Below are 19,842 nucleotides of genomic sequence, written 5' to 3'. Positions count from 1 at the left end.
GCGTGGGATAAGCCGTTCGCGTGGGTTAAACGCCACGCGGCGGCCGGTTAGATTCGGCTTTCATGGAAGGAAGCGAATCATGACCGATCCTCAGATCGTCTGCCCCTCCTGCCGCACCGAGATCAAGCTGACCGAGCAGCTCGCAGCGCCCCTGATCGCGGAGACGCGCCGGCAGTTCGAGAGGCAGCTCCAGGCGAAAGAAGTCGATTTCGGCCGCCGCGAGGCGCAGCTCAAGGCCGCGCAGGAGCAGATCGCGCAGGCCAAGGCTGCGATCGACCAGCAGGTCGCCACCAAGCTGAAGGCCGAACGCGCTGCGATCGCGCAGGCCGAGGCCGAGAAGGCACGACAGGCGGTGGCCGACGAGATGGGCAACCGCGATCGCCAGCTCGCGGAGCTGCACGAGGCCATCGTCAGCAAGGACGCCAAGCTGGCGGATGCGCAGAAGGCGCAGGCGGAGATGATGCGCAAGCAGCGTGAGCTCGACGAGGCCCGCCGCGAGCTCGATCTCACCATCGAGACCAAGGTGCAGGAAAATCTCGTCGCGGTGCGCGACAAGGCGCGGCTCGAGGCGGAGGAGTCTCTGAAGGCCAAGGTCGCCGAGAAGGAGACCCAGATCGCAGGCATGCAGCGCCAGATCGAGGAGCTTCGCCGCAAGGCCGAGCAGGGCTCGCAGCAGCTGCAGGGCGAGGCACTGGAGATCGAGCTGGAGTCACAACTGCGCGCGCGCTTTCCCCGCGACCTGGTCGAGCCGGTTCCGAAGGGCGAGTTCGGCGGCGACGTGATCCATCGCGTGGTCGGCCCCGGTGGCCAGGCCTGCGGCGCGATCCTGTGGGAATCCAAGCGCACCAAGAACTGGAGCGATGGCTGGCTGGTGAAACTGCGCGACGACCTACGCGCCGCCAAGGCCGACATCGCGCTGATCGTCTCGAGCGCGCTGCCCAAGGGGGTCGACGGCTTCGACCTGATCGACGGCGTCTGGGTCGCCGAGCCGCGCTTCGCGCTGCCACTGTCGCTGGCACTGCGGCAGTCGCTGATCGACGTCGCCTGCAGCAAGCTCGCGCAGGAGGGCCAGCAGACCAAGATGGAGATGGTCTACGCCTATCTCACGGGGCCCCGCTTCCGCCACCGCATCGACGCCATCGTCGAGCGCTTCACCGAGATGCAGTCGGATCTCGACCGCGAGCGCAAGACCATGATGCGGCTGTGGGCCAAGCGCGAGGAGCAACTGCGCAGCGTGCTGGATTCGACGGCAGGCCTGTATGGCGACCTGCAGGGCATCGCCGGCCGCGCGATGCAGGAGATCGAGAGCCTCGACGTGCTGCTGATCGAGGGCAAGAGCGAGGCGGCGGAGTAGCGCACACCGGCCGCCGCCCCGATCCGAGGTGTGCCAACACCCGCAGCGCGTTTATGCTTTCCGACGCGGCCGCGTCTCGAATTCCCATGGCGGCATGCGGATGCAGATGACCGCTACTGCTTCGCGATCTGCGTGCTCGCCTGTGCGTCCCTTGGCACAGCGCCCTTGTCGACCCATTCCGGCGGTGCGCCCAGACGGTTGGCGACCATGCCGATGACCCCGGGATCCCTGCCGAACGCCTCGCACGCCGCGTTCTTCGGCTTGCCGCCGAGCGCCGCGCTGATCCGTTCGATCGACGGCAGCTTCGGCACCTTGCCGAACGGGGTCTCGCCGGTCACCAGCATCTGGCCGAAATCAGCGCTGAACGAACCTGCCAAATCATAGGCATCGCCGGCCTGCGACAGCACCGGCGAGTTGGTGAACGAATTGGCGCCGCGCGCCCATACCATTGCGGCCTGCTGCCGGCCCTTGCGGTCGAGCGCTTCAGCCTCGATCGTGAGACTGCCGAGCCCGATCGGCAGCCGCGGCACCGGAACGGGAACGCCGAGCGCGCCCGGCACGGCCGACACGACCTTCGACGCACCGGCGGCGACCGGATCGGTCGGCGTCGCCTGGGTGATGAAGGTGCGCGTCGTCAGATCGGCCCTCTGATTGGGCGCCACGACCGTGAAGCGTTCGCTCAGGTTGAGACACAGCGCGCGGTCGACGGCATTGGCGACGAGCTGCCGCTGCTGGTCCGTCAGCACCGCGCCGGCCTGGCCCGAGAAGGATGTCGGCATGATACGCACGGTCTGGGCCGCGAGCACATTGTCCTTGTCGACGTTGAGCTGCGACTTGGCGAGCAGACCGTTCGATTCCGCCAGCGACTGATAGGATGCGAGCGCGCCGCTCTGCGTCATCTGCGCCGTGGCGCAGCCCGACAGGCCGAGCGCCGCGCACAGCATCATCAGGCGGATGGTGGCGGGGGTACAGGATCTCACGAAAGCCGCGACGTCGATCTCGACCATGCTTCTCCCGCCTCACGCCCACGATGATCGCCCTCTCGCGGGCGGCGCATCCTTCTCCGAGATTTCGGACGGCGTGGGGCGGAAGCATGGAGAGATGTTTCGAAACGGCACCAACAAGGGAGACGGTGTGGCGAGCGCGGCTCGCTCCGGCGCCATTATGGCCGAGAGAAGACGGTTCACCCCACCAGCTTGTCCAACGTGATCGGCAAATCCCGTATGCGCCTTCCGGTGGCGTGATAGACCGCGTTGGCGATCGCCGCGGCGACGCCGACGATGCCGATCTCGCCGACGCCCTTGATGCCCATCTTGTTGATGATGCGATCCTCCTCGTCGACGAAGATCACCTTGATATCGTGAACGTCGGCATTCACCGGCATGTGATACTCGGCGATGTTGGCGTTCATGATGCGCCCGAACCGCTGGTCGATTTGGGCTTCTTCGTGCAACGCCATGCCGATGCCCATGACGACCCCGCCCATGATCTGGCTCAAAGCCGTCTTGGTGTTGAGGATGCGCCCGGCGGCGACGGCATTGACGATACGCGTCACCCTGATCACACCGAGCTCCTCATCAACCTTCGCTTCGGCGAAAACCGCCGAGTGGGTGTTGTGGGCGTGCTTGTCGTCGTCCTCGAAATCCGAGCCGCGCTCCTTCTCGATGCGGTCCTTGCCACCGTGACGCATCACGTCCGACATCGCCAACGACCGGCTGCGATCGGAAATGGCGACGATGGCGCCATCGGCGAGCGTCACTTCGTCGGCGGTGAGCCCCTGCAACGGCGAGCCCGGGATGGTGTGCGCGATCTTCAGCAGCTCCGCCCGGATATCATCGGCCGCGTTGACGATCGCATGCGAGATCGAGGCTGCGGTCCACGAACCTCCCTCCACCGGCGCCTTGGGCAGCGTGGAGTCGCCCAGCTTCACATTGATGCTGTCGAGCGGCACGCCGAGCATGTCGGCGGCGACCTGCGCCATGATCGTGTAGGTGCCGGTGCCGATATCGGAGGTCGCGCTCGCCACCTCGACATGTCCATTCGCCGTCATCACGATCCGCGTCGCGAACGGCATCTGCAATGCCTCCCAGGCACCACTCGCCATGCCCCAGCCGACGAGTTCTCGGCCGTCACGCATCGACCGCGGCTCGGGATTGCGCTTCGACCAGCCGAACGCCTCGGCGCCCTGCTGATAGCACTCCTTCAGCCGCTTGCTGGAGAACGGCAGATCCTTGTCCTGATCCCGAACACAATAGCAGCGCAGGCGCAATTCGAGAGGATCCATCTTCAGCGCGACGGCGAGCTCGTCCATCGCGCATTCCAGCCCGTAGACGCCACTGGCGGCGCCGGGAGCGCGCATGTCGCCGGGCGTCGGCACGTCGAGCTTGGCGAGGCGGTGCGTCGCGCGCGAAGTGGCGGAGGTGTAGAGCACATCGCCCCAGCCGATGTCGTTGCGCGAGAACGCCTCGTGCTGCGAGGTCATCGCAACGGCCTCGTGCGTCAGCGCCGCCAGCGTACCGTCCTCACGGGCGCCGAGCGCCAGCCGCTCGATCGTCGCAGGGCGATAGCACAGGCCATACATCTGGGCGCGGCTGAGCACGACGCGCACCGCGCGCTTCAGCTTCAGCGCGGCCATGGCGGCGAGCACCGCCTGGTATTGCGGCCGCAGGCCGGAGCCGAACGCGCCGCCGACGAACGGCGACATCACCTGGACGTCGTCCTCCTTCAGCTGGAACACGCTGCAGACGTAGCGCTGCACATTCTGCACGCCCTGGGTCTTGTCGTAGACCACGAGCTTGCCGCCCTCGCGCCAGAGCACTGTCGACGCGTAGAGCTCCATCGGGTTGTGATATTCGATCGGGACGCCATAGTCGGCATCGTGACGCACGGCTGCGCCGGCAAGCGCCTTTGTCGCGTCGCCGCGCGGCTTGAGCGGCTTGTCGACCTTGAAAGCCTGCTCGCGCCGCGCATGGAGGTCGGTCGCGAAGCTCTCGGCCAGATACTCTACCGCGACCAGCGTCGCCGCGAAACGCGCGGTGTCCTCGTCCTCGGCGACGACCAGCGCCACCGGCTGGTAGTTGAAATGCACCCGGTCGTCATAGAGCGGACGATAGGGCGAGCCGTCCTCCGGCGCGACCTCGTCGCGAAATGCGTCATCGTTGTCCGCCATCCTGACCCGGTTGGCGTGGGTCAGCACGTCGAGGACGCCGTCGACGGCCAGGGCGCGGCCGGTATCGATGCGCACGACCCGCCCCTTCGGAATGGTGGAATTGACCACGACGCCGAAGGCGAGATCGGGCGCGGTGAACTCGGCGGCATATTTGGCGACACCGGTGACCTTGGCGCGGCCGTCGATGCGGGAGGTGGCTGTGCCGATGCGAGCTGTCATGACATCACCGGATGGTCTTGATGGCTTGAATCTGGGGCGTTGCGTTCGCGGCCTGGGTCAGGGTGCGCACGATGGCGCGGCGCGCCAACGGGATCTTGAAGGCGTTGTGCGTGGCGGCTTTCGCATCGCTCAGCAGGATGTTCGCAGCGCGGCCGAACGCCTGGGGATCCGGCGCCTGCCCGCGCAGCGCGGCTTCGGCCGCCTCATTGCGCCACGGCTTGTGGGCGACGCCGCCGAGCGCCAGGCGCGCCTCGCCGATGCGGCCGCCGTCGAGCTCGAGCGCAGCGGCGACCGAGACCAGCGCGAATGCGTAGGACAGGCGATCGCGGATCTTCAGATAGCTGTGATTCGCGGCGAAGCCCTGCGGGGGCAGCTCGATCGCGGTGATGATCTCGTCGACGCGCAGCGTGTTGTCGAGATCCGGCCGGTCGCCGGGCAGCCGATGGAAGTCCGCAAGGGCGATGACGCGCTCGCCCGAGGAGCCCGCGACCTGCACCTTGGCGTCGAGCGCGGCGAGCGCCACGCACATGTCGGAGGGGTGGGTCGCGATGCAATCGGCGCTGGCGCCGAGGATGGCATGGCCGCGGTTGAGACCGTCGACCGCCGAGCAGCCGGCGCCGGGCGTGCGCTTGTTGCAGGGCGTGGCGACGTCGTAGAAGTAGGCGCAGCGCGTCCGCTGCAGCAGATTGCCGCCGGTCGAGGCCATGTTGCGCAGCTGCGCCGAGGCGCCGGCGAGGATCGCGCTCGCCAGCAGCGGATAGCGGCTCTCGATGAGGGGGTGATAGGCGAGCGTGTTGTTCGGGACCAGCGCGCCGATCCTGACGCCGCCGGCGCTCGTCTCCTCCACATTCGTCAGCGGCAGGTGGCTGATGTCGATCAGCTGACGCGGCTGCTCGACGTGATACTTCATCAGGTCGATCAGGTTGGTGCCGCCGGCGATGAACTTGGCCTCCGGCGTCGCCGCCTTCAGCCTGACGGCCTCGGCGACATCGCTGGCGCGCGCGTAGTCGAAATTGTTCATCGGCTGCCTCCCATCGCCTGCTCGATGGCGCCGACGATGTTCGGATAGGCGCCGCAACGACAGATGTTGCCGCTCATCAGCTCGCGGATCTCGTCCTTCGTCTTCGCCCTGCCCTCGGCGATCAGGCCGGCGGCCGAGCAGATCTGGCCCGGCGTGCAATAGCCGCATTGGAAGGCATCGTGATCGATGAAGGCCTGCTGCAGCGGGTGCAGCTCATCACCCTTGGCGAGTCCCTCGATGGTCGTGATCTCGGCGCCGTCTTTCATGACCGCGAGCGTCAGGCAGGAGAGCACGCGGCGGCCGTCGATCAGCACGGTGCAAGCGCCGCATTGGCCGTGATCGCAGCCCTTCTTGGTGCCGGTGAGGTCGAGATGATTGCGCAGGAGATCGAGCAGCGTGGTCCAGGGTGCCACCGACAGCGTGTGCGACTGGCCATTGATCTGAAGCGTGACGGACAGAGGGGCAGGCTTTGCGGTGGACGCGGCGCTCTGGCGCGGTGGCGACGGGCTCATGCGGGGTCTCCGTTGACGGACCCGCATCAACCCGCGATGGCGCGAATGGTTCTTGGCAATCTTCGAGCAGCGGACAGCAGGAATTGCTCAGCCGGCACGCGCAGAATGTGCACGGCAGAACCGCTTGCCGATCAATCGTTTCGTCAACCAGACTCAGGCGGCGCGGCCGAGCCACGCCCGCATCTTCTGGGCCAGGCTGCGGCGTGGCGCACCATCCAGCGCCTCCGCATCCGCGGCGGCCACGTCTTCGCGCGGCGCGGCGGCTTCTGCGCCGGCATTCGGCACGTCCGACGGCCTGTCCTTACTCGGGCTGCTTTCGGCATCCGGCGCGGCCTTGCTCGGCACGAGCGACTTGATCGCTGCGGCCACGGCCTCGATACGCTCGAGGTCCGCCGGCTCACGCGCGCTTGCAGCGGGTTCGGCCGCCATCGGGACCGGGTGGGCCTCCGCCGGCACTGCTGCCGGATCCGAAGCAGTCGGTTCGGATTGACCGAGGTCGGGCGCCGCAGCCGCAAGCACGGCTTCGGCGGGCTGCTCGCCCGGCACTGCGATCGCGAAGTCGGCGATCTCCGGAGCCGGCGCTGGGGCGGGCTCCACGACCCGGCTGCGGCGCTTCCTGGCGGTTGCAGGCTTTGCCGCGACCGCCGCCGTCTCCGCTGCGACCTTCTCGACCGGCTTCTTGTCAGCGGCGGTCTTCGCCACCACCTCGGGCGCGGACTTCGCCTTGGTCTTGCGGATCAGGCCTGCGAGCGCGTACGGCCCGACGGTCTCCAGGAACGTCTTCTCATGATCGCGCGACAGCCGCCCCACCGCCGCATCGAGCGGCAGCCAGTCGACGGCGCGGACATCGTCCATCAGCGGCTGCGACGGCTCGTCGGCCGCTTCCATGCGCCAGTAGTGCACGACCTTGGCACGCGTGCCGGTATCGTAGACCAGGGTGCCGAGGAATTCATGCACGGTGACCTTGTGGCCGGTCTCCTCCAGCACCTCGCGCCTGGCGGCGTCGCGCGGCGTCTCGCCGTCGTCGAGCTTGCCCTTCGGCAGCACCCATTCGTCGCGCTTGCGCAGGCGCACGACCGCGATGCGCGGCGGCTGTTCCCGCCGCAGCACGATGCCCCCTGCCGCCATGATCGGCGCTCTCGCCATCGCCTCTCCCGAGCCGCAACGACCGCAACTCCCGCGGTCTGATTCGTCAGTTGAACGCTCCGATATAGGACTGCGCAACGCCGAAATCGAGATTCCGCAAGCGTGGACCTGACATTCATCCGGCGGCGACGCGCCTGCGCCACAGTGGCTGTCCGGCCCGGATGCGGGCGCCTTCCGCCACATCGGGGCAGAATGTGAAGTCGCCGGGCGCGAGCAGGATGATGGTGGAGCCGTGCTCGAACCAGCCGAGCTCGTCCCCCTTGCGCACATTGTTGTTACAGGCATAGGCGAGCGGTCGCTCGGTCTGCGCGTTCAATACGCGGTCGAGCGCATGCAGGCGGATACTCGCCACCAGGATCGCCGCCACCGGCACGATCGTGAACGGCTCGCCGGAGGTAAGATGCGTGCGGATCACCGCGCGCTCGTTCTTGCAGAACAGCCGCTCGACCCGCTTCAGCGCGATCGGATTGACGTTCCAGACGTCGCCATGGATCAGGCTGACATGCTCGATCGTCATGTCGGCCGGCGCGTGGAAGCGGTGATACATGCTCGAGGTCAGACGCAAGGTGACGAAGCTGCCGTTGCGATGGGTCTCGACCACGGCCGGATCGGCGACGAGCTCGCGCAGCGAATAGGGCGCGCCCTTGATCTGGTAGAGCTCGCCGTCGCGGATCAGGCCGTGGGCGCCGATGATGCCGTCGGACGGGCTGGTGACGATGGCGGGATCGGGATCGAACGGCCGCAGGCCGGGCTTCAGCTCGCGCGTGAAGCAGGCGTGCAGGCTCTTGAAGCGGCTCTCCTTGGCCTCGGAGAGATCGAGGTCGGAGAACAGCTTCCACAGCGCGATCGACGCGTCCCGGACGAGCGGGTTCTCGATCTTGGAGAACCAGCCCATGAAGCGGGTCAGCGCGGCGCGCGGCACGCGGTTGGTGAGCAGGAAGTTGAGGTCTTCCTGTTGGGTGACGGAGGCGATCAGGCTTTTGACTGTCATGAATCTGTCAGCAGGAGGGGTTAGCGCTTTTGGACATGATGGAAAACTCGATTCCTTATGTATCGCTCGCCGTTGGCGCTGCCGTGACGGCCGCCATGGCCCCGAAGGTCAAGGCCCGCATCGAACTGTCGCGCGCCAAGCACCGCTCGCTGGCGGGCCATTCCAAGATGTCGCGCCGGATCTCCAGGCTGATCCCGCGCTATGAGTTCGAGATCGACGACTTCTTCCGGTCCGACGGCGCACCGCGGGCGATCGCCACGAAGCGCCAGGACGGCTTCTTCCGGCTCGGCGCGCTGTTCCAGGAGAAGTTCGCCAAGAGCCGCGCGCTGACGGCGGAAGCCGCAAGCCGCATCTCCGACCTGCAGTTCACCCAGAGCTACCGGGTCCCGTTCCAGTACAGCCGTCTGGTCAAGGAGCAGCTCGGCGCCGGCTCGTTCATGCAGGCTTCCTCCGGCGTGACCCTGACCGATCTCGACGGCAACCGGTTCTACGATCTCACCGGCTCCTACGGCGTCAACATCTTCGGCTATGACTTCTACAAGGAGTGCATCGCGGCTGCCGAGCGGCGCGCGAGCGCGCTCGGCCCGGTGCTCGGGCTCTATCACCCGGTCGTCGCTGACAACGTGAAGCGCCTGACCGAGCTGTCCGGCATGGACGAGGTCTCGTTCCACATGTCCGGCACCGAGGCGGTGATGCAGGCGGTGCGGCTCGCCCGCTACCACACCGGCCGCACGCATCTGGTCCGCTTCGCCGGCGCCTATCACGGCTGGTGGGGCGACGTACAGCCCGGCGTCGGCAACCCGATCGCGCCGCACGAGACCTACACCTTGGCCGAGATGTCCGAGCGCACGCTGCACGTCCTGCGCACGCGGCGCGACATCGCCTGCGTGCTGGTCAATCCGCTGCAGGCGCTGCATCCGAACGGCAATGCGCCCGGCGACTCGGCGCTGGTCGATTCCTCGCGCAAGGGTCGCTACGACCGCGAAGCCTACACCGCCTGGCTGAAGCAGCTGCGCGAGGTCTGCACGGAACGCGGCATCGTGCTGCTGTTCGACGAGGTGTTCCTCGGCTTCCGGCTCGCGCCGGGCGGCGCCCAGGAGTATTTCGGCGTCAAGGCCGACATGGTGACCTACGGCAAGAGCCTCGGCGGCGGCCTGCCGATCGGCGTCGTCTGCGGCAAGCGCGAGCTGATGCGCCGCTTCCGCGACGACCGCCCGGCCGACATCTGCTTCGCCCGCGGCACCTTCAACTCGCATCCTTATGTGATGGCGGCGATGGACGAGTTCCTGAGCCGGCTCGACAGCCCGAACCTCCGCGCCATCTACGACGGCCTGGATGAAACCTGGAATGGCCGCGCCGCGCAGCTCAACGCCGCGCTGGCCGAGCACGACCTGCCGGTGCGCGTCTCCAATATGCATTCGATCTGGCTGGTCGAATACACCGTGCCGTCGCGCTACAATTGGATGCTGCAATACTACCTGCGTGCCGAGGGCCTGGCGCTGAGCTGGGTCGGCACCGGCCGCTTGATCTTCAGCCTGAACTACACCGACGCCGATTTTGCCGAGGTGACGAAGCGCTTCGTCTCGGCGGCCGAGAAGATGAAGCAGGACGGCTGGTGGTGGAACGACGGCACGCTCACCAACAAGGCGATCAAGCGCCAGATTCTGAAAGAGATGCTCGGCGCCGCATTCGGGCGCTGACGGCGCAACCACCCTCCCCTGAAGGGGGAGGGTCGGCTCGCATGAGCGAAGCGAAATGCGCGCCGGGGTGGGGTGACGGCCTGTCCGCACATGAGGTGCGGGTGAGCAAGTGGAGAGATCACCCCACCCCGACGCGCGCTTCGCACGCGTCGACCCTCCCCCTCCAGGGGAAGGTGGCACGTGCCGCATGGCTGCAAGCTCGCTCGATTTCACCTCACAGCCCCCCACAAACACCGATGCCCGGGACCGGCCCGGGCATCGCTTTACTCTGGGCTTCAAGCCGGCTCAGGCGTGCTGCTCTTCGAGGCCTTCGTTCATCAGGTGCAGGCCGGGGTCGATCAGCTCGCCACGCAGCAGCGCCAGCGGAGCCGCGCGGTACTGCATGAAATCGTTGAACGGGTCGGTGATGATCTTGGTCATCCAGACCAGCCCGGTCTCGACGTCACGGATGAAGAACAAATGAATGGTGCGGAACAGCAGGCCGCCGATACCGATCACGAGCCACAGCTTGGCGGTCTCGCGCACGAATTCCATCGCCGAGGTCCAGGGCGGCAGCAGGCCGAACAGGGTCGGCTGCAGATAGAGCACCACCGGGGCCGCGGCCCAGATCGACATCAGCACGACCTTGCGCTGCAGGTTGTAGCCGACCTTGATCTCTTCCTTGTGCTCGTGGGTCGCCTGGTTGACGTGGTCGTAGCCCTTCGGCTCGAAGAAGAAGTGGCCCGCCTGGCGCGAGGTCATCGACACCAGCCAGCCGATCAGCGCCGAGACCAGCGGGTCGAACACCATCATCACGTAGGCGATCATGAAGCTGAGCGCGCTGACGAAGTGGAGGCTCTGGTTGATACGGCTGTGATGATAGTAGCGATGGTCGTCCCAGCGCTGGATCCGCAGCTGCTCCAGGAAATGCTTGATCATGGTTGCTCCGAAGAATGAGTTGCAGGTCGTTTACAGGGATTCGGTGTAGATCGCATGACATCATCAAGATGTCATGCGATCGGACGCAGCGAAACGTTTCGGACGACGTAGAACGTCGCAGGGCGATAGAGGGCGGCCGCGGCTTCAGGCCGCGGCGGCACGCTCCAGCTTGCGGAAGCGGACCAGCGAGAAATGGCCGAGCGGCGGGATCAGGCGGCGCTCGACCAGCTCCATGCGCTCGGCGCCGGCGAGCCAGCGCAGGTAGCGCGACCAGCCGAACTCGGCGGTACGGAAACCGAGCCGGCGCACCACCGGCTGCAGCGCCTGCTCGATCACCCGGCGCAGGCCGTCATCGGCGCTGACGCGGGTCAGGATGATCAGTTCGCCGCCCGGGCGCAGCACGCGCGCGAACTCGTCCAGCGCGACCTCCGGGTTCGGCACCGCGGTGACGACATATTGCGCCATAACGACGTCGAACGAATCGTCGGGAAAGTCGAGCTGCTCGGCGTCCATCACCGCGAGACCCTCGACGTTCTTCAGCCGCTGGTCGGCGACGCGCCGCATCGCCTTGCCGAGCATCGCCTCGGAGATGTCGGTGCCGAAGACGCGGACATGCGGCGCATAGAGCGGCAGCGAGATGCCGGTGCCGACGCCGACCTCGAGCACGCGCCCGCCGAGCTTGTTCGTGGCTGATATCGCGGCCTTGCGGCCCTTCTCGAACACGCCGCCGAACACGAGGTCGTAGATCGGTGCCCAGCGGTCATAGGCCTGCTCGACCTGTTCGCGATCGAAGTCGAGCTCCCGCGCGCCGCCGAGCTTCATGGTTTCTGCCATCGTTACATCTCACTTGGGTTTGGAATTGATGGAGTGACGCAAAGTTCGCCGTCAGCCGCGCACGGCGCTCTGACCGGCCAGCACCGGTGTCGGACGCACGACGCGGGACGGCTGCAGCACGGCGAGATTGCCGATGAACTGGCGCGCGCTGTTCTCCCAGGAGCGGTCGAGCGCAAATGCCCGACAGGTCTCGCGCGACATCGTCAGCGCCTTCAGGCAGGCGGCGCGCAGGTCCCTGTCGATCGCCCCGATCGGATGATCGGCGATGACGTCGAGCGGACCGGTGACGGGGAAGGCCGCGACAGGCGTGCCGCAGGCCAGCGACTCCAGCTGCACGACGCCGAATGTATCGGTCAGGCTCGGAAACACGAAGACGTCGGCGGCCGCCATGTGCGCGGTCAGATCGTTGCCGGTCTTCTCGCCGAGGAAATGCGCCGCCGGGAAGCGACGCTCCAGCTCCGCCTTTTGCGGGCCGTTACCGATCACCACCTTCGAGCCCGGCAGGTCGAGCGCAAGGAAGGCTTCCAGGTTCTTCTCGACCGCGACGCGGCCGACGGTCATGAACACCGGACGCGGCAGATCCAGCGCGACCGGCGCGTCCGGATTGAACAGCTTCGTATCGACGCCCCGGGTCCAGAAGCCGAGCCGCTTGAAGCCGCGCGACGCGAGGTCCTGCTTCAGCGAATTGGTCGCGACCATGGTCATCGCGGCGGCGTCGTGGAAGCGGCGCATCACCCAATAGCCGACGGCATCGGGAATGCCGGTGCGCACAGCGACGTACTCCGGAAAGCGCGTCGTGTAGGACGTCGTGAACGGCAGGCCATGGCGCAGGCAGTAGCGGCGCACCGCCCAGCCGATCGTGCCTTCGGTGGCGATGTGGATCGCATCCGGCGCCGCCGCCTCGATGCGCCGGGCGATCTCGCGGCCGTTGGTCACGGCGAGCCGCAGGCCCGGATAGGTCGGCACGCCGAACGACGGAAAGCCTTCCGGCGTGAGGAAGGTGATGTCGGCGCCGAGGCCGGCGGCCGCGCGAGCCAGCGAGGTGAGCGTGCGCACCACGCCGTTGACCTGCGGGTGCCAGGCGTCGGTTGCGATTAAGATCCGCATAAGGCGATCCGGAAAGTTGCAGCGATTCTGAACAGCCGCAAATTCCGACATTGTTATTTCAGGCGTGTGACGTCATCGAACTGTCGAAGGGTCTTTTTGCCCGCCAACTGCTGTTTTCCCCGCGATCTGTGGCTGTCCCGCGCGGCTGCTGTCGTGAAACCGTCATGAAACAAACGGTTAAGCCGACGAAACCTTTTTGCGCGCAGCGCGCAAACGCAACGAAACTTTTCTCCCCTATGAGTTGCAACATCGGGCGCGGGTCAATGCGCCGCAGAGAATGATGGCAGGCAACTGATTTTGACGACGCCGGTCGAGACAAGCACGGCGCGCACCAAGCGATCAAACGAGGGGACGTCCATGTTCACGTCAGGCACAGTCGGTTCGCGATCCCGCATCCTGTTCGCTGCGCTGATCGTCGGTACGTTCGCTGCGGCAACGCCGACGCAAGCCGCGCCTCCGGCCCCGCTCCCGTTCCCTTTCCTGCTGCCGCCGCCGATGGCGACCTACGAGCCGCCGGCAACGACGCCGCAACTGATCACGCCGCGCGAGGATGAGGCGACCGCTTATGAGATGCCCGCGCGCCTGCGCCGCCAGGTCGTGAGCTACGCCACCCGCGAGGCACCCGGCACGATCATCATCGACACACCAAACAAGTATTTGTACTACGTGCTCGGCAGCGGCCAGGCGATGCGCTACGGCATCGGCGTGGGCCGCGACGGCTTTACCTGGTCCGGCGTGCAGTCGGTGACCAGGAAGGCGGAATGGCCGGACTGGACGCCGCCGCCGGAGATGATCGCGCGCCAGCCTTATCTGCCGCGTCACATGGCCGGCGGTCCCGGCAATCCGCTCGGCGCCCGCGCGATGTATCTCGGCGGCACCGTCTACCGCATTCACGGCACCAACGCGCCCGAGACGATCGGCACGCATGTGTCGTCGGGCTGCATCCGTCTGACCAATCAGGACGTGATCGACCTCTATGCCCGCGTCAGCGTCGGCGCCAAGGTGATCGTGCTGCCGATGGAGCGCCGCGCCGATCTCGGCCGCATGACCCGCTGACCTGCGCGGGCCGCACCGCTCGTTCCTTCTCCCGGATCCTCCCTGACTGGACCGCCGAGGCCCGAAAGCCGCGGCGGTCATTTCTTTGCGCGCATGCCGCCGTTCACCATCACGGCCGATTGATGATGGTCCGCGTCACGGGCTGCCCTGGCGCGCCTCCGTCCGGCCCTGTAAGCTCGGCAATCTTGTATTAACCGCGATCTCGCCGCTTCCGGCATGGGCCGGCGCGGCAGTTGGAGTCCGTGGATCCGACATGAACCTTCCGACACCGCGACCGGATTGGCAGAGCAGGCCGCATCCGCTCGCCCCGAAAACGCAGCGGCCGCCGCGGCGCTCGCCGCCTCGGCTGCGGCTGATCCTGATCGGCGCCGCCGGCCTTGCCGCCGTCGTGCTGATCGGCATCATCATCGTGGAGGTGTTTCTGTTCTCGGGCAGCACGCCGGCGCCGCAGCTGACCCAACTGCCGCCGCTGCCGCCGGCCACGCGCAACTCGATCATCATGACGCCGGTATCGATCTCGCTCGGCGCGATTCGTGACGCCGCCGAAAAGGCCACGCCGCGCAATTTCTCCGGCAAGGCCGACAACCCCGTCAACCAGATCCTGCAGAATGCCGACATCGGCTGGACGGTCACCCGCGGCGCCATCGCCGCCACCGGCACCCAGGACACTTTGTCGCTGGCGACGCCGCTCTCGGGCCGGCTGAACGTCACCGGATCGCTGTCCGCCAAAGCGACCGGCGCGCTCGGCGACGCCATCGGCGGCCTGCTCGGCGCGGATGCCGCCAAGCAGATTGGCGGCATCAACATCAAGAACCTGAACGCCACCGCCGACATCAAGGGCAACGTCCTGATCGCGATGCGGCCACGGCTGGCCGCCTCCTGGTATGTCGAGCCGAACTTCACCGCCCAGGTCAATCTCGGCGACACCGCGCTGACCGTCGCCGGCGCCCGCGTCAACGTGCCCGCGCAGATGAAGCCGGTCATAGACAAGACCGTCAACGACCAGCTCAGCGCGCTCAGCGACAGGCTGCGCAAGGACCCGACCATGCGGCGCGTGGCGCAGGCGCAGTGGGCCCGCGCCTGCCGCTCGGTGCCGCTTCAGGGCACCACGCCGGGACTGCCCGCCGTCTGGCTCGAGATCAAGCCGACACGGGCGCTGGCCGCGCAGCCCGCGATCGATGCGAACGTCGTCAGCGTCACCATGGGGATCGAGGCGGAGACCCGGGTCACGGCAGCCGAGACCAAGCCGGAGTGCCCGTTCCCGGACAAGATCACGATCGTTCCGCCCACCGCGGGCACCGTCAACGTCGCGGTTCCGATCGATGTCCCATTCACCGAGCTCAGCAAGCTCGTCGACTCGCAGCTCGCCGGGCGGACGTTCCCCGAGGACGGCTCCGGCCCGGTCACGGTCACGGTGAAGCATGCGACCGTCGTGCCCTCGGGCAACCGGCTGCTGATCTCGCTGCAGGTGAAGGGAAAAGAGAAGGAGAGCTTCTTCGGCCTCGGCGCCGACGCGACGGTGCACATCTGGGGACGGCCGATGGTCGATCAGGCGCAGCAGATCCTGCGGCTGTCCGACCTGCAGCTCGCCGTCGAATCCGACGCGGCGTTCGGCCTGCTCGGCGCCGCCGCGCGCGCCGTGGTGCCACATCTGCAACGCGCGCTGCTAGAGCGGTCGGTGGTCGATCTCAAGCCGTTCGCCGACAATGTCCGCGACAAGATCGCGACCGCGATTTCCGAGTTGCAGAAGAACGAGAACGGCATCCGCGTCGACACCGACATCAACAACCTCGCTTTGACCGACATCGCCTTCGACGCCACCGTGCTGCGCGTGATCGCCTCGGCGGAGGGCACGATGTCGGTTCGAGTCAATACATTGCCAGGACTGTGACGGGCCGTTTCGGAACGTCGCATCCCGTCGCTGCACGCGTTTGCGGACCGTGCAACGACCGGCAATGATTCAATCGGACCTGCCCTGGTCTGGCGACACTTACGAATGTCCGCGCCGTTTCCGGTAACCCGATGCAGCCGTATCGCGCGAGCGTGCGGCGGCCCCGAGGCCATACGTTTCGCGAGGCTTGACGCGCCCTCACGAATTCCGCAACACGGCGCAGAGAGACGTTGTCGGGCCCTTTCCGCGCGCCCGTCGCAGGAAATATTCCGTAACAAAATTCTTCGCAAAACGCCGCGATTCTAGGTCACTTGTCGGTATGGCCCAGACACAACCACACATTCTTGTCGTCGAGGACGACCGCGAGACGCGGACGCTGATCGCGAAATATCTGCGCAACAATGCCTGCAACGTGACCACCGCGACCGACGGCCGCGAGATGACCCGCATCATGGGCGACCACCGTGTCGATCTCCTGATCCTCGACGTCATGCTGCCCGGCGAGGACGGCCTGACCTTGTGCCGCAAGCTGCGCGCGGAATCGCAGGTGCCGATCATCATGCTCACCGCGCGCGGCGAGGACGTCGACCGCATCCTCGGACTGGAGATGGGCGCCGACGACTATCTGCCAAAGCCGTTCAATCCGCGCGAGCTGCTCGCCCGCATCAACGCGGTGCTGCGCCGGCAGGCGGCCGCGATGACGGCGAGCGCAACCGAAGGCGCGACGGCGCTGAGCTTCCTCGGCTGGACGATCGACTTCCGGCTGCGCGAACTACGCAATCCCGAAGGCGCACGCGTCGCGATGACGAGCGCCGAGTTCGATCTGCTCCGCACCTTCTGCGAGCGGCCGGGCCGCGTGCTGTCGCGCGACAGCCTGCTCGACCTGACGCAGGGCCGCAGCGCCGGCTCGTTCGAGCGCTCGATCGACGTGCTGGTCAGCCGCATCCGCCGCAAGATCGAGCCGGACCCGCAGGAGGCCACCATGATCAAGACCGTGCGCTCCGGCGGCTACATGTTCACACCCGTCGTCGAGGTGGTGACTGGCCCGCAAAGCCATTGACCGGCCCGATCGAATGGCGATGTCATGATGTCGTTCGGCTTTCTCAACCTCAAGGGAATCCGCGGCCAGATCACGGCGCTGGTCGCCATTTCGATCGTGGCGCTCCATGCCATCATCACGGCGACGTTCCTGATCTATCGCGCCGAGCAGCCCGACCCCGAAAACGAAGTCGGGCCACTTCAGCTCGCGACCGCCATCCGCATTCTTGGACGCGCGCCCGCTGCCGAACGGCCTCGACTGATCTCCGACATTGCCCGCGCCTATCCTGAGTTCGAGCTCAAGCCTCACGTGGGGCCTCTGCCGGGTGCTTCCGGCCGCCGGCGCGAGCCGGCCGGCCCCGACGTCGAGGCCGGGACCGGTGGCGACGAGCGACGGCCGGCCCCTCCGGAGCTCGCCGACGGACGGCCTCACGGTCCAGGCGGCTTTCGTGGCCTTGGCCCAGGCTATCGCGTCTTCATGCCGCCGCCCGGCTCCCAGACGCGCACCGTCATCTTCGCTCTGCCCGATGGCAACATGGTTTCGGCTCGAATGGCCGACCGGCCGCACCGGCCACCGTTCTGGGGCGCCCCATGGCTGACGACGATCATGTTCGCGCTGATCAGCACGACACTGCTCGGCCTGTGGGCGGCCCGCGCGCTGACCTCACCGCTGTCGAGCTTCGCCAAGGCTGCCGAGAGCTTCAGCCTCGATGGCGATGCCACTGCCCTGCCCGAGCGCGGACCGGAAGAGATCCGGTCGCTGGCGCGCGCCCTGAACCGTATGCGCCAACGCATCACGGCGCTGATGAACGACCGGACCAAGATGCTGGCGGCCATCAGCCACGATCTGCGGACACCGCTGACCCGCATGCGGCTGCGCTGTGAGTTCGTCGAGGACGAGCTGCAGCGCAATCGCATGCTGGCCGATCTCGATCAGATGCATGCGATGCTGGGCTCGGTGCTGTCATTCCTGCGCAACGGCCGCAAGCTCGAGCCGATGACGCTGGTCGATATCGCGAGCATCCTTCAGCTCGTCGCCGACCAATTCGCCGATGTCGGCCACAGCGTCACCTATATCGGCCCGGCGCACGCGATGGCGACGGTGCGTCCCGACGACCTGATGCGTTCGGTCACCAACCTGGTCGAGAACGCCGTGAAGTACGGCAAGGAAACCGTCATCAGACTGGTGGCGTCGGGGAAGTGCCTGACGATCGACGTGGAGGATGATGGACCCGGGATCGCCGATGCGCGCAAGCCCGACATGCTGGAGCCCTTCGTGCGCGGCGACGATGCCCGCAACATGGACGAGGCCACCGGGTTCGGCCTGGGCCTCTCGATCGCGAAGGCGATCGTCCAGGCGCATGGCGGCGAGCTGTCATTGCACGATCGCAAGCCAAGCGGACTGATCGCCCGCATCGAGCTGCCGCTCGGCCAGACCACCTTGCGCCCCGCAGCATGACGCGCGAACGCGCCCGGACGGATCCGGGCGCGCCGCTTGGGCAGTCAGCTAGACGTCAGTGACGCCGTTTACTCCGAGTACTTGAACTCGGGCATCGACTTCAGCTGGTCCTTGGTGGCGTTGATCATCGCATGGTCGGGATACCAGCGATTCTTCGAGGAGCTCATCGACGAGGATGACGAAGTGCCGGTGGCGGCGCCGGTCGTCGTGGCCGGCGGCGTGGTCGCCTTGCCCGAGGCCGGAGCGTTGGAGGCGGTGTTGGCCTGAACCGGCTGGTCCGAGAACTTGACCTGATCGAACGAGACAGCGACGAGGTGCTCACCCATGCCGAGGAAGCCGCCGACGCCGATCACGACGCCCTTGACTGCGCCGCTCTTGTCGATCAGCAGATCGTCGATCGAGCCGACATTCTCGTTGTTGTTGTTGTAGACCTTCACGCCGACGAGCTTGGAGCTGCGCCAGTCGCCCTGATAGGACGCGACGGTGGTGTCGCTCTTGATCGTGGTGTTGGTTGTGGTGGTGGTGCTCTCCGCAGCAAAGGCGGCGGTCGCGAGCAGCAGGGAACCGGCGAGGCCGGCCGCAACAGTCTTCATCATCATGTGGTGTCTCCTCTAGGTGGATGGTGACGAGAGAACGGCAATGGACAGTCGGCGTTCCGCGGGAACCACGATTTCGTCATGCTGCGCGACAAGCAGCCTCAGTGCGCCGCGGCAGTGTCACTTTGTGACGTTCGGGGGATCCGGGTGACGTCGCTCACATCGCCAAGCCGCACCGCCGCGCCTAGCACGGGAGCCCGACTAACAGGTCTACATTGGCTGGAGCTGGTGTAAGCCTATTGCTGCTAGCTCGGTTTCACCTCTCCCCCGCCTGCGGGGTGAGGTCGGATTGCATCGCCAGTTGCGATCCGGGTAAGAGGGTACAGATCTCCCCATCGGCGCTTCCCGTGGGTCTGCCCTCCCCCCAACCCTCTCAGCGCGAGCGAAGCTCGTCGCGCCCCCGTAAGAACGGGGAGAGGGAGCCGACCGTCAGCGCTGCAACGACCCGCAATAGTCAATCGAGCCTACGCCGCCATCGCGCCGTTCTCGTCGACGGACTCGGCATAGAAGGCGATGGTTTCGTAGCGATAGTCGCAGAGGCGGCAGTGCCAGAGATAGGCGGTGCGGCGGCCATCCTTTTCGACCCAGGACGGCAATGCGATCGCCTCGCCACATTGGGCGCAGGGATTGTTGCGCGGCAGATCCACGACGCGAACCGTGGATGGCATCGCGTCGATATCGAATGAATGGTCGATGCTGGGTGAATGATCGTCGGCTGCCTTCACGGCCATGACGCGCTCCCTCTCTGTTCAGTCTTCTTGAATGAGTCAGGCATGCTGTCGAACTGACGGCCCTGATCTTAGCCGCGCGGCGGTTGTTTTGCACGCGCCG

At 66.6% G+C, this 19,842-nt stretch carries 17 protein-coding genes; 6 read left to right on the top strand and 11 right to left on the bottom strand.

The features are described from left to right. The first annotated feature begins 79 nt into the window (after positions 1–79). Positions 80–1,354 (top strand): DUF2130 domain-containing protein, encoded by a 1,275-nt coding sequence (locus tag ACQR13_RS13280; RefSeq protein ID WP_316173035.1) that lies wholly within the window; start codon positions 80–82, stop codon positions 1,352–1,354. Between the two features lie 113 nt (positions 1,355–1,467). Here ACQR13_RS13280 and ACQR13_RS13275 read toward each other — a convergent pair whose 3' ends face one another. The 6 genes from ACQR13_RS13275 to asd all read right to left on the bottom strand — a co-directional run bounded on the left by ACQR13_RS13275 (position 1,468) and on the right by asd (position 8,412). Beyond that, positions 1,468–2,361 carry a DUF3313 domain-containing protein gene (locus ACQR13_RS13275; RefSeq protein WP_410052122.1) on the bottom strand — a complete coding sequence of 298 codons (894 nt, stop codon included), beginning with the start codon at positions 2,359–2,361 and terminating at the stop codon, positions 1,468–1,470. Positions 2,362–2,537: 176 nt separating this feature from the next. Next, entirely contained in the window at positions 2,538–4,742 is a 2,205-nt protein-coding gene (locus ACQR13_RS13270; RefSeq protein ID WP_315750263.1) for a xanthine dehydrogenase family protein molybdopterin-binding subunit, read from the bottom strand. Positions 4,743–4,746: 4 nt separating this feature from the next. Continuing rightward, on the bottom strand, positions 4,747–5,763 hold the full coding sequence (locus tag ACQR13_RS13265) for an FAD binding domain-containing protein (protein WP_315750262.1): 1,017 nt from the start codon (positions 5,761–5,763) through the stop codon (positions 4,747–4,749). Then, positions 5,760–6,275, bottom strand: coding sequence for a (2Fe-2S)-binding protein (locus ACQR13_RS13260; RefSeq protein ID WP_315750261.1), 516 nt, complete (start codon positions 6,273–6,275; stop codon positions 5,760–5,762). The genes ACQR13_RS13265 and ACQR13_RS13260 overlap by 4 nt, the downstream gene beginning before the upstream one ends. Positions 6,276–6,428: 153 nt before the next feature. Beyond that, the gene (locus ACQR13_RS13255) at positions 6,429–7,421 is read right to left on the bottom strand and encodes an NUDIX domain-containing protein (protein ID WP_315750260.1); all 993 of its coding nucleotides are present in this window, start codon (positions 7,419–7,421) and stop codon (positions 6,429–6,431) included. 115 nt (positions 7,422–7,536) lie between these two features. Then, positions 7,537–8,412, bottom strand: a complete 876-nt coding sequence (asd, locus tag ACQR13_RS13250; protein ID WP_315750259.1) for an archaetidylserine decarboxylase — start codon at positions 8,410–8,412, stop codon at positions 7,537–7,539. Between the two features lie 35 nt (positions 8,413–8,447). On the opposite strand from asd, the gene ACQR13_RS13245 reads away from it, so the two are divergent. Continuing rightward, positions 8,448–10,112, top strand: coding sequence for an aminotransferase class III-fold pyridoxal phosphate-dependent enzyme (locus ACQR13_RS13245; RefSeq protein WP_409998622.1), 1,665 nt, complete (start codon positions 8,448–8,450; stop codon positions 10,110–10,112). A gap of 285 nt (positions 10,113–10,397) precedes the next feature. On the opposite strand, the gene ACQR13_RS13240 is transcribed toward ACQR13_RS13245, so the two are convergent. The 3 genes from ACQR13_RS13240 to ACQR13_RS13230 all read right to left on the bottom strand — a co-directional run bounded on the left by ACQR13_RS13240 (position 10,398) and on the right by ACQR13_RS13230 (position 12,971). Then, entirely contained in the window at positions 10,398–11,030 is a 633-nt protein-coding gene (locus ACQR13_RS13240; protein ID WP_315717806.1) for a hypothetical protein, read from the bottom strand. Between the two features lie 144 nt (positions 11,031–11,174). Continuing rightward, the gene (locus ACQR13_RS13235; protein ID WP_315717807.1) at positions 11,175–11,864 is read right to left on the bottom strand and encodes a class I SAM-dependent methyltransferase; all 690 of its coding nucleotides are present in this window, start codon (positions 11,862–11,864) and stop codon (positions 11,175–11,177) included. A 51-nt stretch (positions 11,865–11,915) separates the two neighbouring features. Continuing rightward, positions 11,916–12,971, bottom strand: a complete 1,056-nt coding sequence (locus ACQR13_RS13230; RefSeq protein WP_315750258.1) for a glycosyltransferase family 4 protein — start codon at positions 12,969–12,971, stop codon at positions 11,916–11,918. A gap of 357 nt (positions 12,972–13,328) precedes the next feature. On the opposite strand from ACQR13_RS13230, the gene ACQR13_RS13225 reads away from it, so the two are divergent. The 4 genes from ACQR13_RS13225 (at position 13,329) to ACQR13_RS13210 (ending at position 18,415) form a co-directional block, all read left to right on the top strand. Beyond that, positions 13,329–14,027 (top strand): L,D-transpeptidase, encoded by a 699-nt coding sequence (locus tag ACQR13_RS13225; RefSeq protein WP_315717809.1) that lies wholly within the window; start codon positions 13,329–13,331, stop codon positions 14,025–14,027. 253 nt (positions 14,028–14,280) lie between these two features. Continuing rightward, positions 14,281–15,918 (top strand): DUF4403 family protein, encoded by a 1,638-nt coding sequence (locus ACQR13_RS13220; RefSeq protein WP_315717810.1) that lies wholly within the window; start codon positions 14,281–14,283, stop codon positions 15,916–15,918. Between the two features lie 319 nt (positions 15,919–16,237). Next, positions 16,238–16,978: a response regulator gene (locus ACQR13_RS13215; protein WP_315717811.1), complete on the top strand. Its 741-nt coding sequence runs from the start codon at positions 16,238–16,240 to the stop codon at positions 16,976–16,978. Positions 16,979–17,002: 24 nt separating this feature from the next. After that, complete coding sequence (locus tag ACQR13_RS13210) at positions 17,003–18,415, top strand: ATP-binding protein (RefSeq protein WP_315750257.1); 1,413 nt, start codon at positions 17,003–17,005, stop codon at positions 18,413–18,415. 68 nt (positions 18,416–18,483) lie between these two features. Here the strand turns inward: ACQR13_RS13210 and ACQR13_RS13205 are convergent, their stop codons facing one another. Both ACQR13_RS13205 and ACQR13_RS13200 read right to left on the bottom strand, forming a co-directional pair. Then, a complete protein-coding gene (locus ACQR13_RS13205) occupies positions 18,484–19,014 on the bottom strand; it encodes a PRC-barrel domain-containing protein (protein ID WP_315750256.1) in 531 nt (176 codons plus the stop codon). 461 nt (positions 19,015–19,475) lie between these two features. Next, the gene (locus ACQR13_RS13200; protein ID WP_315717814.1) at positions 19,476–19,742 is read right to left on the bottom strand and encodes a hypothetical protein; all 267 of its coding nucleotides are present in this window, start codon (positions 19,740–19,742) and stop codon (positions 19,476–19,478) included. Between the last annotated feature and the right edge of the window lie 100 nt (positions 19,743–19,842).

It is taken from the genome of Bradyrhizobium sp. HKCCYLRH3059, assembly GCF_051168035.1.
Lineage (GTDB): Bacteria > Pseudomonadota > Alphaproteobacteria > Rhizobiales > Xanthobacteraceae > Bradyrhizobium.
This window is presented reverse-complemented; position numbering and strand designations above follow the sequence as displayed.

Bases quoted from the DNA above. Each gene is read 5' to 3' on its own strand.
- ACQR13_RS13280 (WP_316173035.1), top strand. From the start codon at position 80: ATGACCGATCCTCAGATCGTCTGCCCCTCCTGCCGCACCGAGATCAAG.
- ACQR13_RS13210 (WP_315750257.1), top strand. From the start codon at position 17,003: ATGATGTCGTTCGGCTTTCTCAACCTCAAGGGAATCCGCGGCCAGATC.
- ACQR13_RS13235 (WP_315717807.1), bottom strand. From the start codon at position 11,864: ATGGCAGAAACCATGAAGCTCGGCGGCGCGCGGGAGCTCGACTTCGAT.
- ACQR13_RS13220 (WP_315717810.1), top strand. From the start codon at position 14,281: ATGAACCTTCCGACACCGCGACCGGATTGGCAGAGCAGGCCGCATCCG.
- ACQR13_RS13245 (WP_409998622.1), top strand. From the start codon at position 8,448: ATGATGGAAAACTCGATTCCTTATGTATCGCTCGCCGTTGGCGCTGCC.
- ACQR13_RS13240 (WP_315717806.1), bottom strand. From the start codon at position 11,030: ATGATCAAGCATTTCCTGGAGCAGCTGCGGATCCAGCGCTGGGACGAC.
- ACQR13_RS13255 (WP_315750260.1), bottom strand. From the start codon at position 7,421: ATGGCGAGAGCGCCGATCATGGCGGCAGGGGGCATCGTGCTGCGGCGG.
- ACQR13_RS13270 (WP_315750263.1), bottom strand. From the start codon at position 4,742: ATGACAGCTCGCATCGGCACAGCCACCTCCCGCATCGACGGCCGCGCC.
- ACQR13_RS13205 (WP_315750256.1), bottom strand. From the start codon at position 19,014: ATGATGATGAAGACTGTTGCGGCCGGCCTCGCCGGTTCCCTGCTGCTC.
- ACQR13_RS13230 (WP_315750258.1), bottom strand. From the start codon at position 12,971: ATGCGGATCTTAATCGCAACCGACGCCTGGCACCCGCAGGTCAACGGC.
- ACQR13_RS13225 (WP_315717809.1), top strand. From the start codon at position 13,329: ATGTTCACGTCAGGCACAGTCGGTTCGCGATCCCGCATCCTGTTCGCT.
- ACQR13_RS13275 (WP_410052122.1), bottom strand. From the start codon at position 2,361: ATGGTCGAGATCGACGTCGCGGCTTTCGTGAGATCCTGTACCCCCGCC.
- ACQR13_RS13215 (WP_315717811.1), top strand. From the start codon at position 16,238: ATGGCCCAGACACAACCACACATTCTTGTCGTCGAGGACGACCGCGAG.
- ACQR13_RS13265 (WP_315750262.1), bottom strand. From the start codon at position 5,763: ATGAACAATTTCGACTACGCGCGCGCCAGCGATGTCGCCGAGGCCGTC.
- ACQR13_RS13260 (WP_315750261.1), bottom strand. From the start codon at position 6,275: ATGAGCCCGTCGCCACCGCGCCAGAGCGCCGCGTCCACCGCAAAGCCT.
- ACQR13_RS13200 (WP_315717814.1), bottom strand. From the start codon at position 19,742: ATGGCCGTGAAGGCAGCCGACGATCATTCACCCAGCATCGACCATTCA.
- asd (WP_315750259.1), bottom strand. From the start codon at position 8,412: ATGACAGTCAAAAGCCTGATCGCCTCCGTCACCCAACAGGAAGACCTC.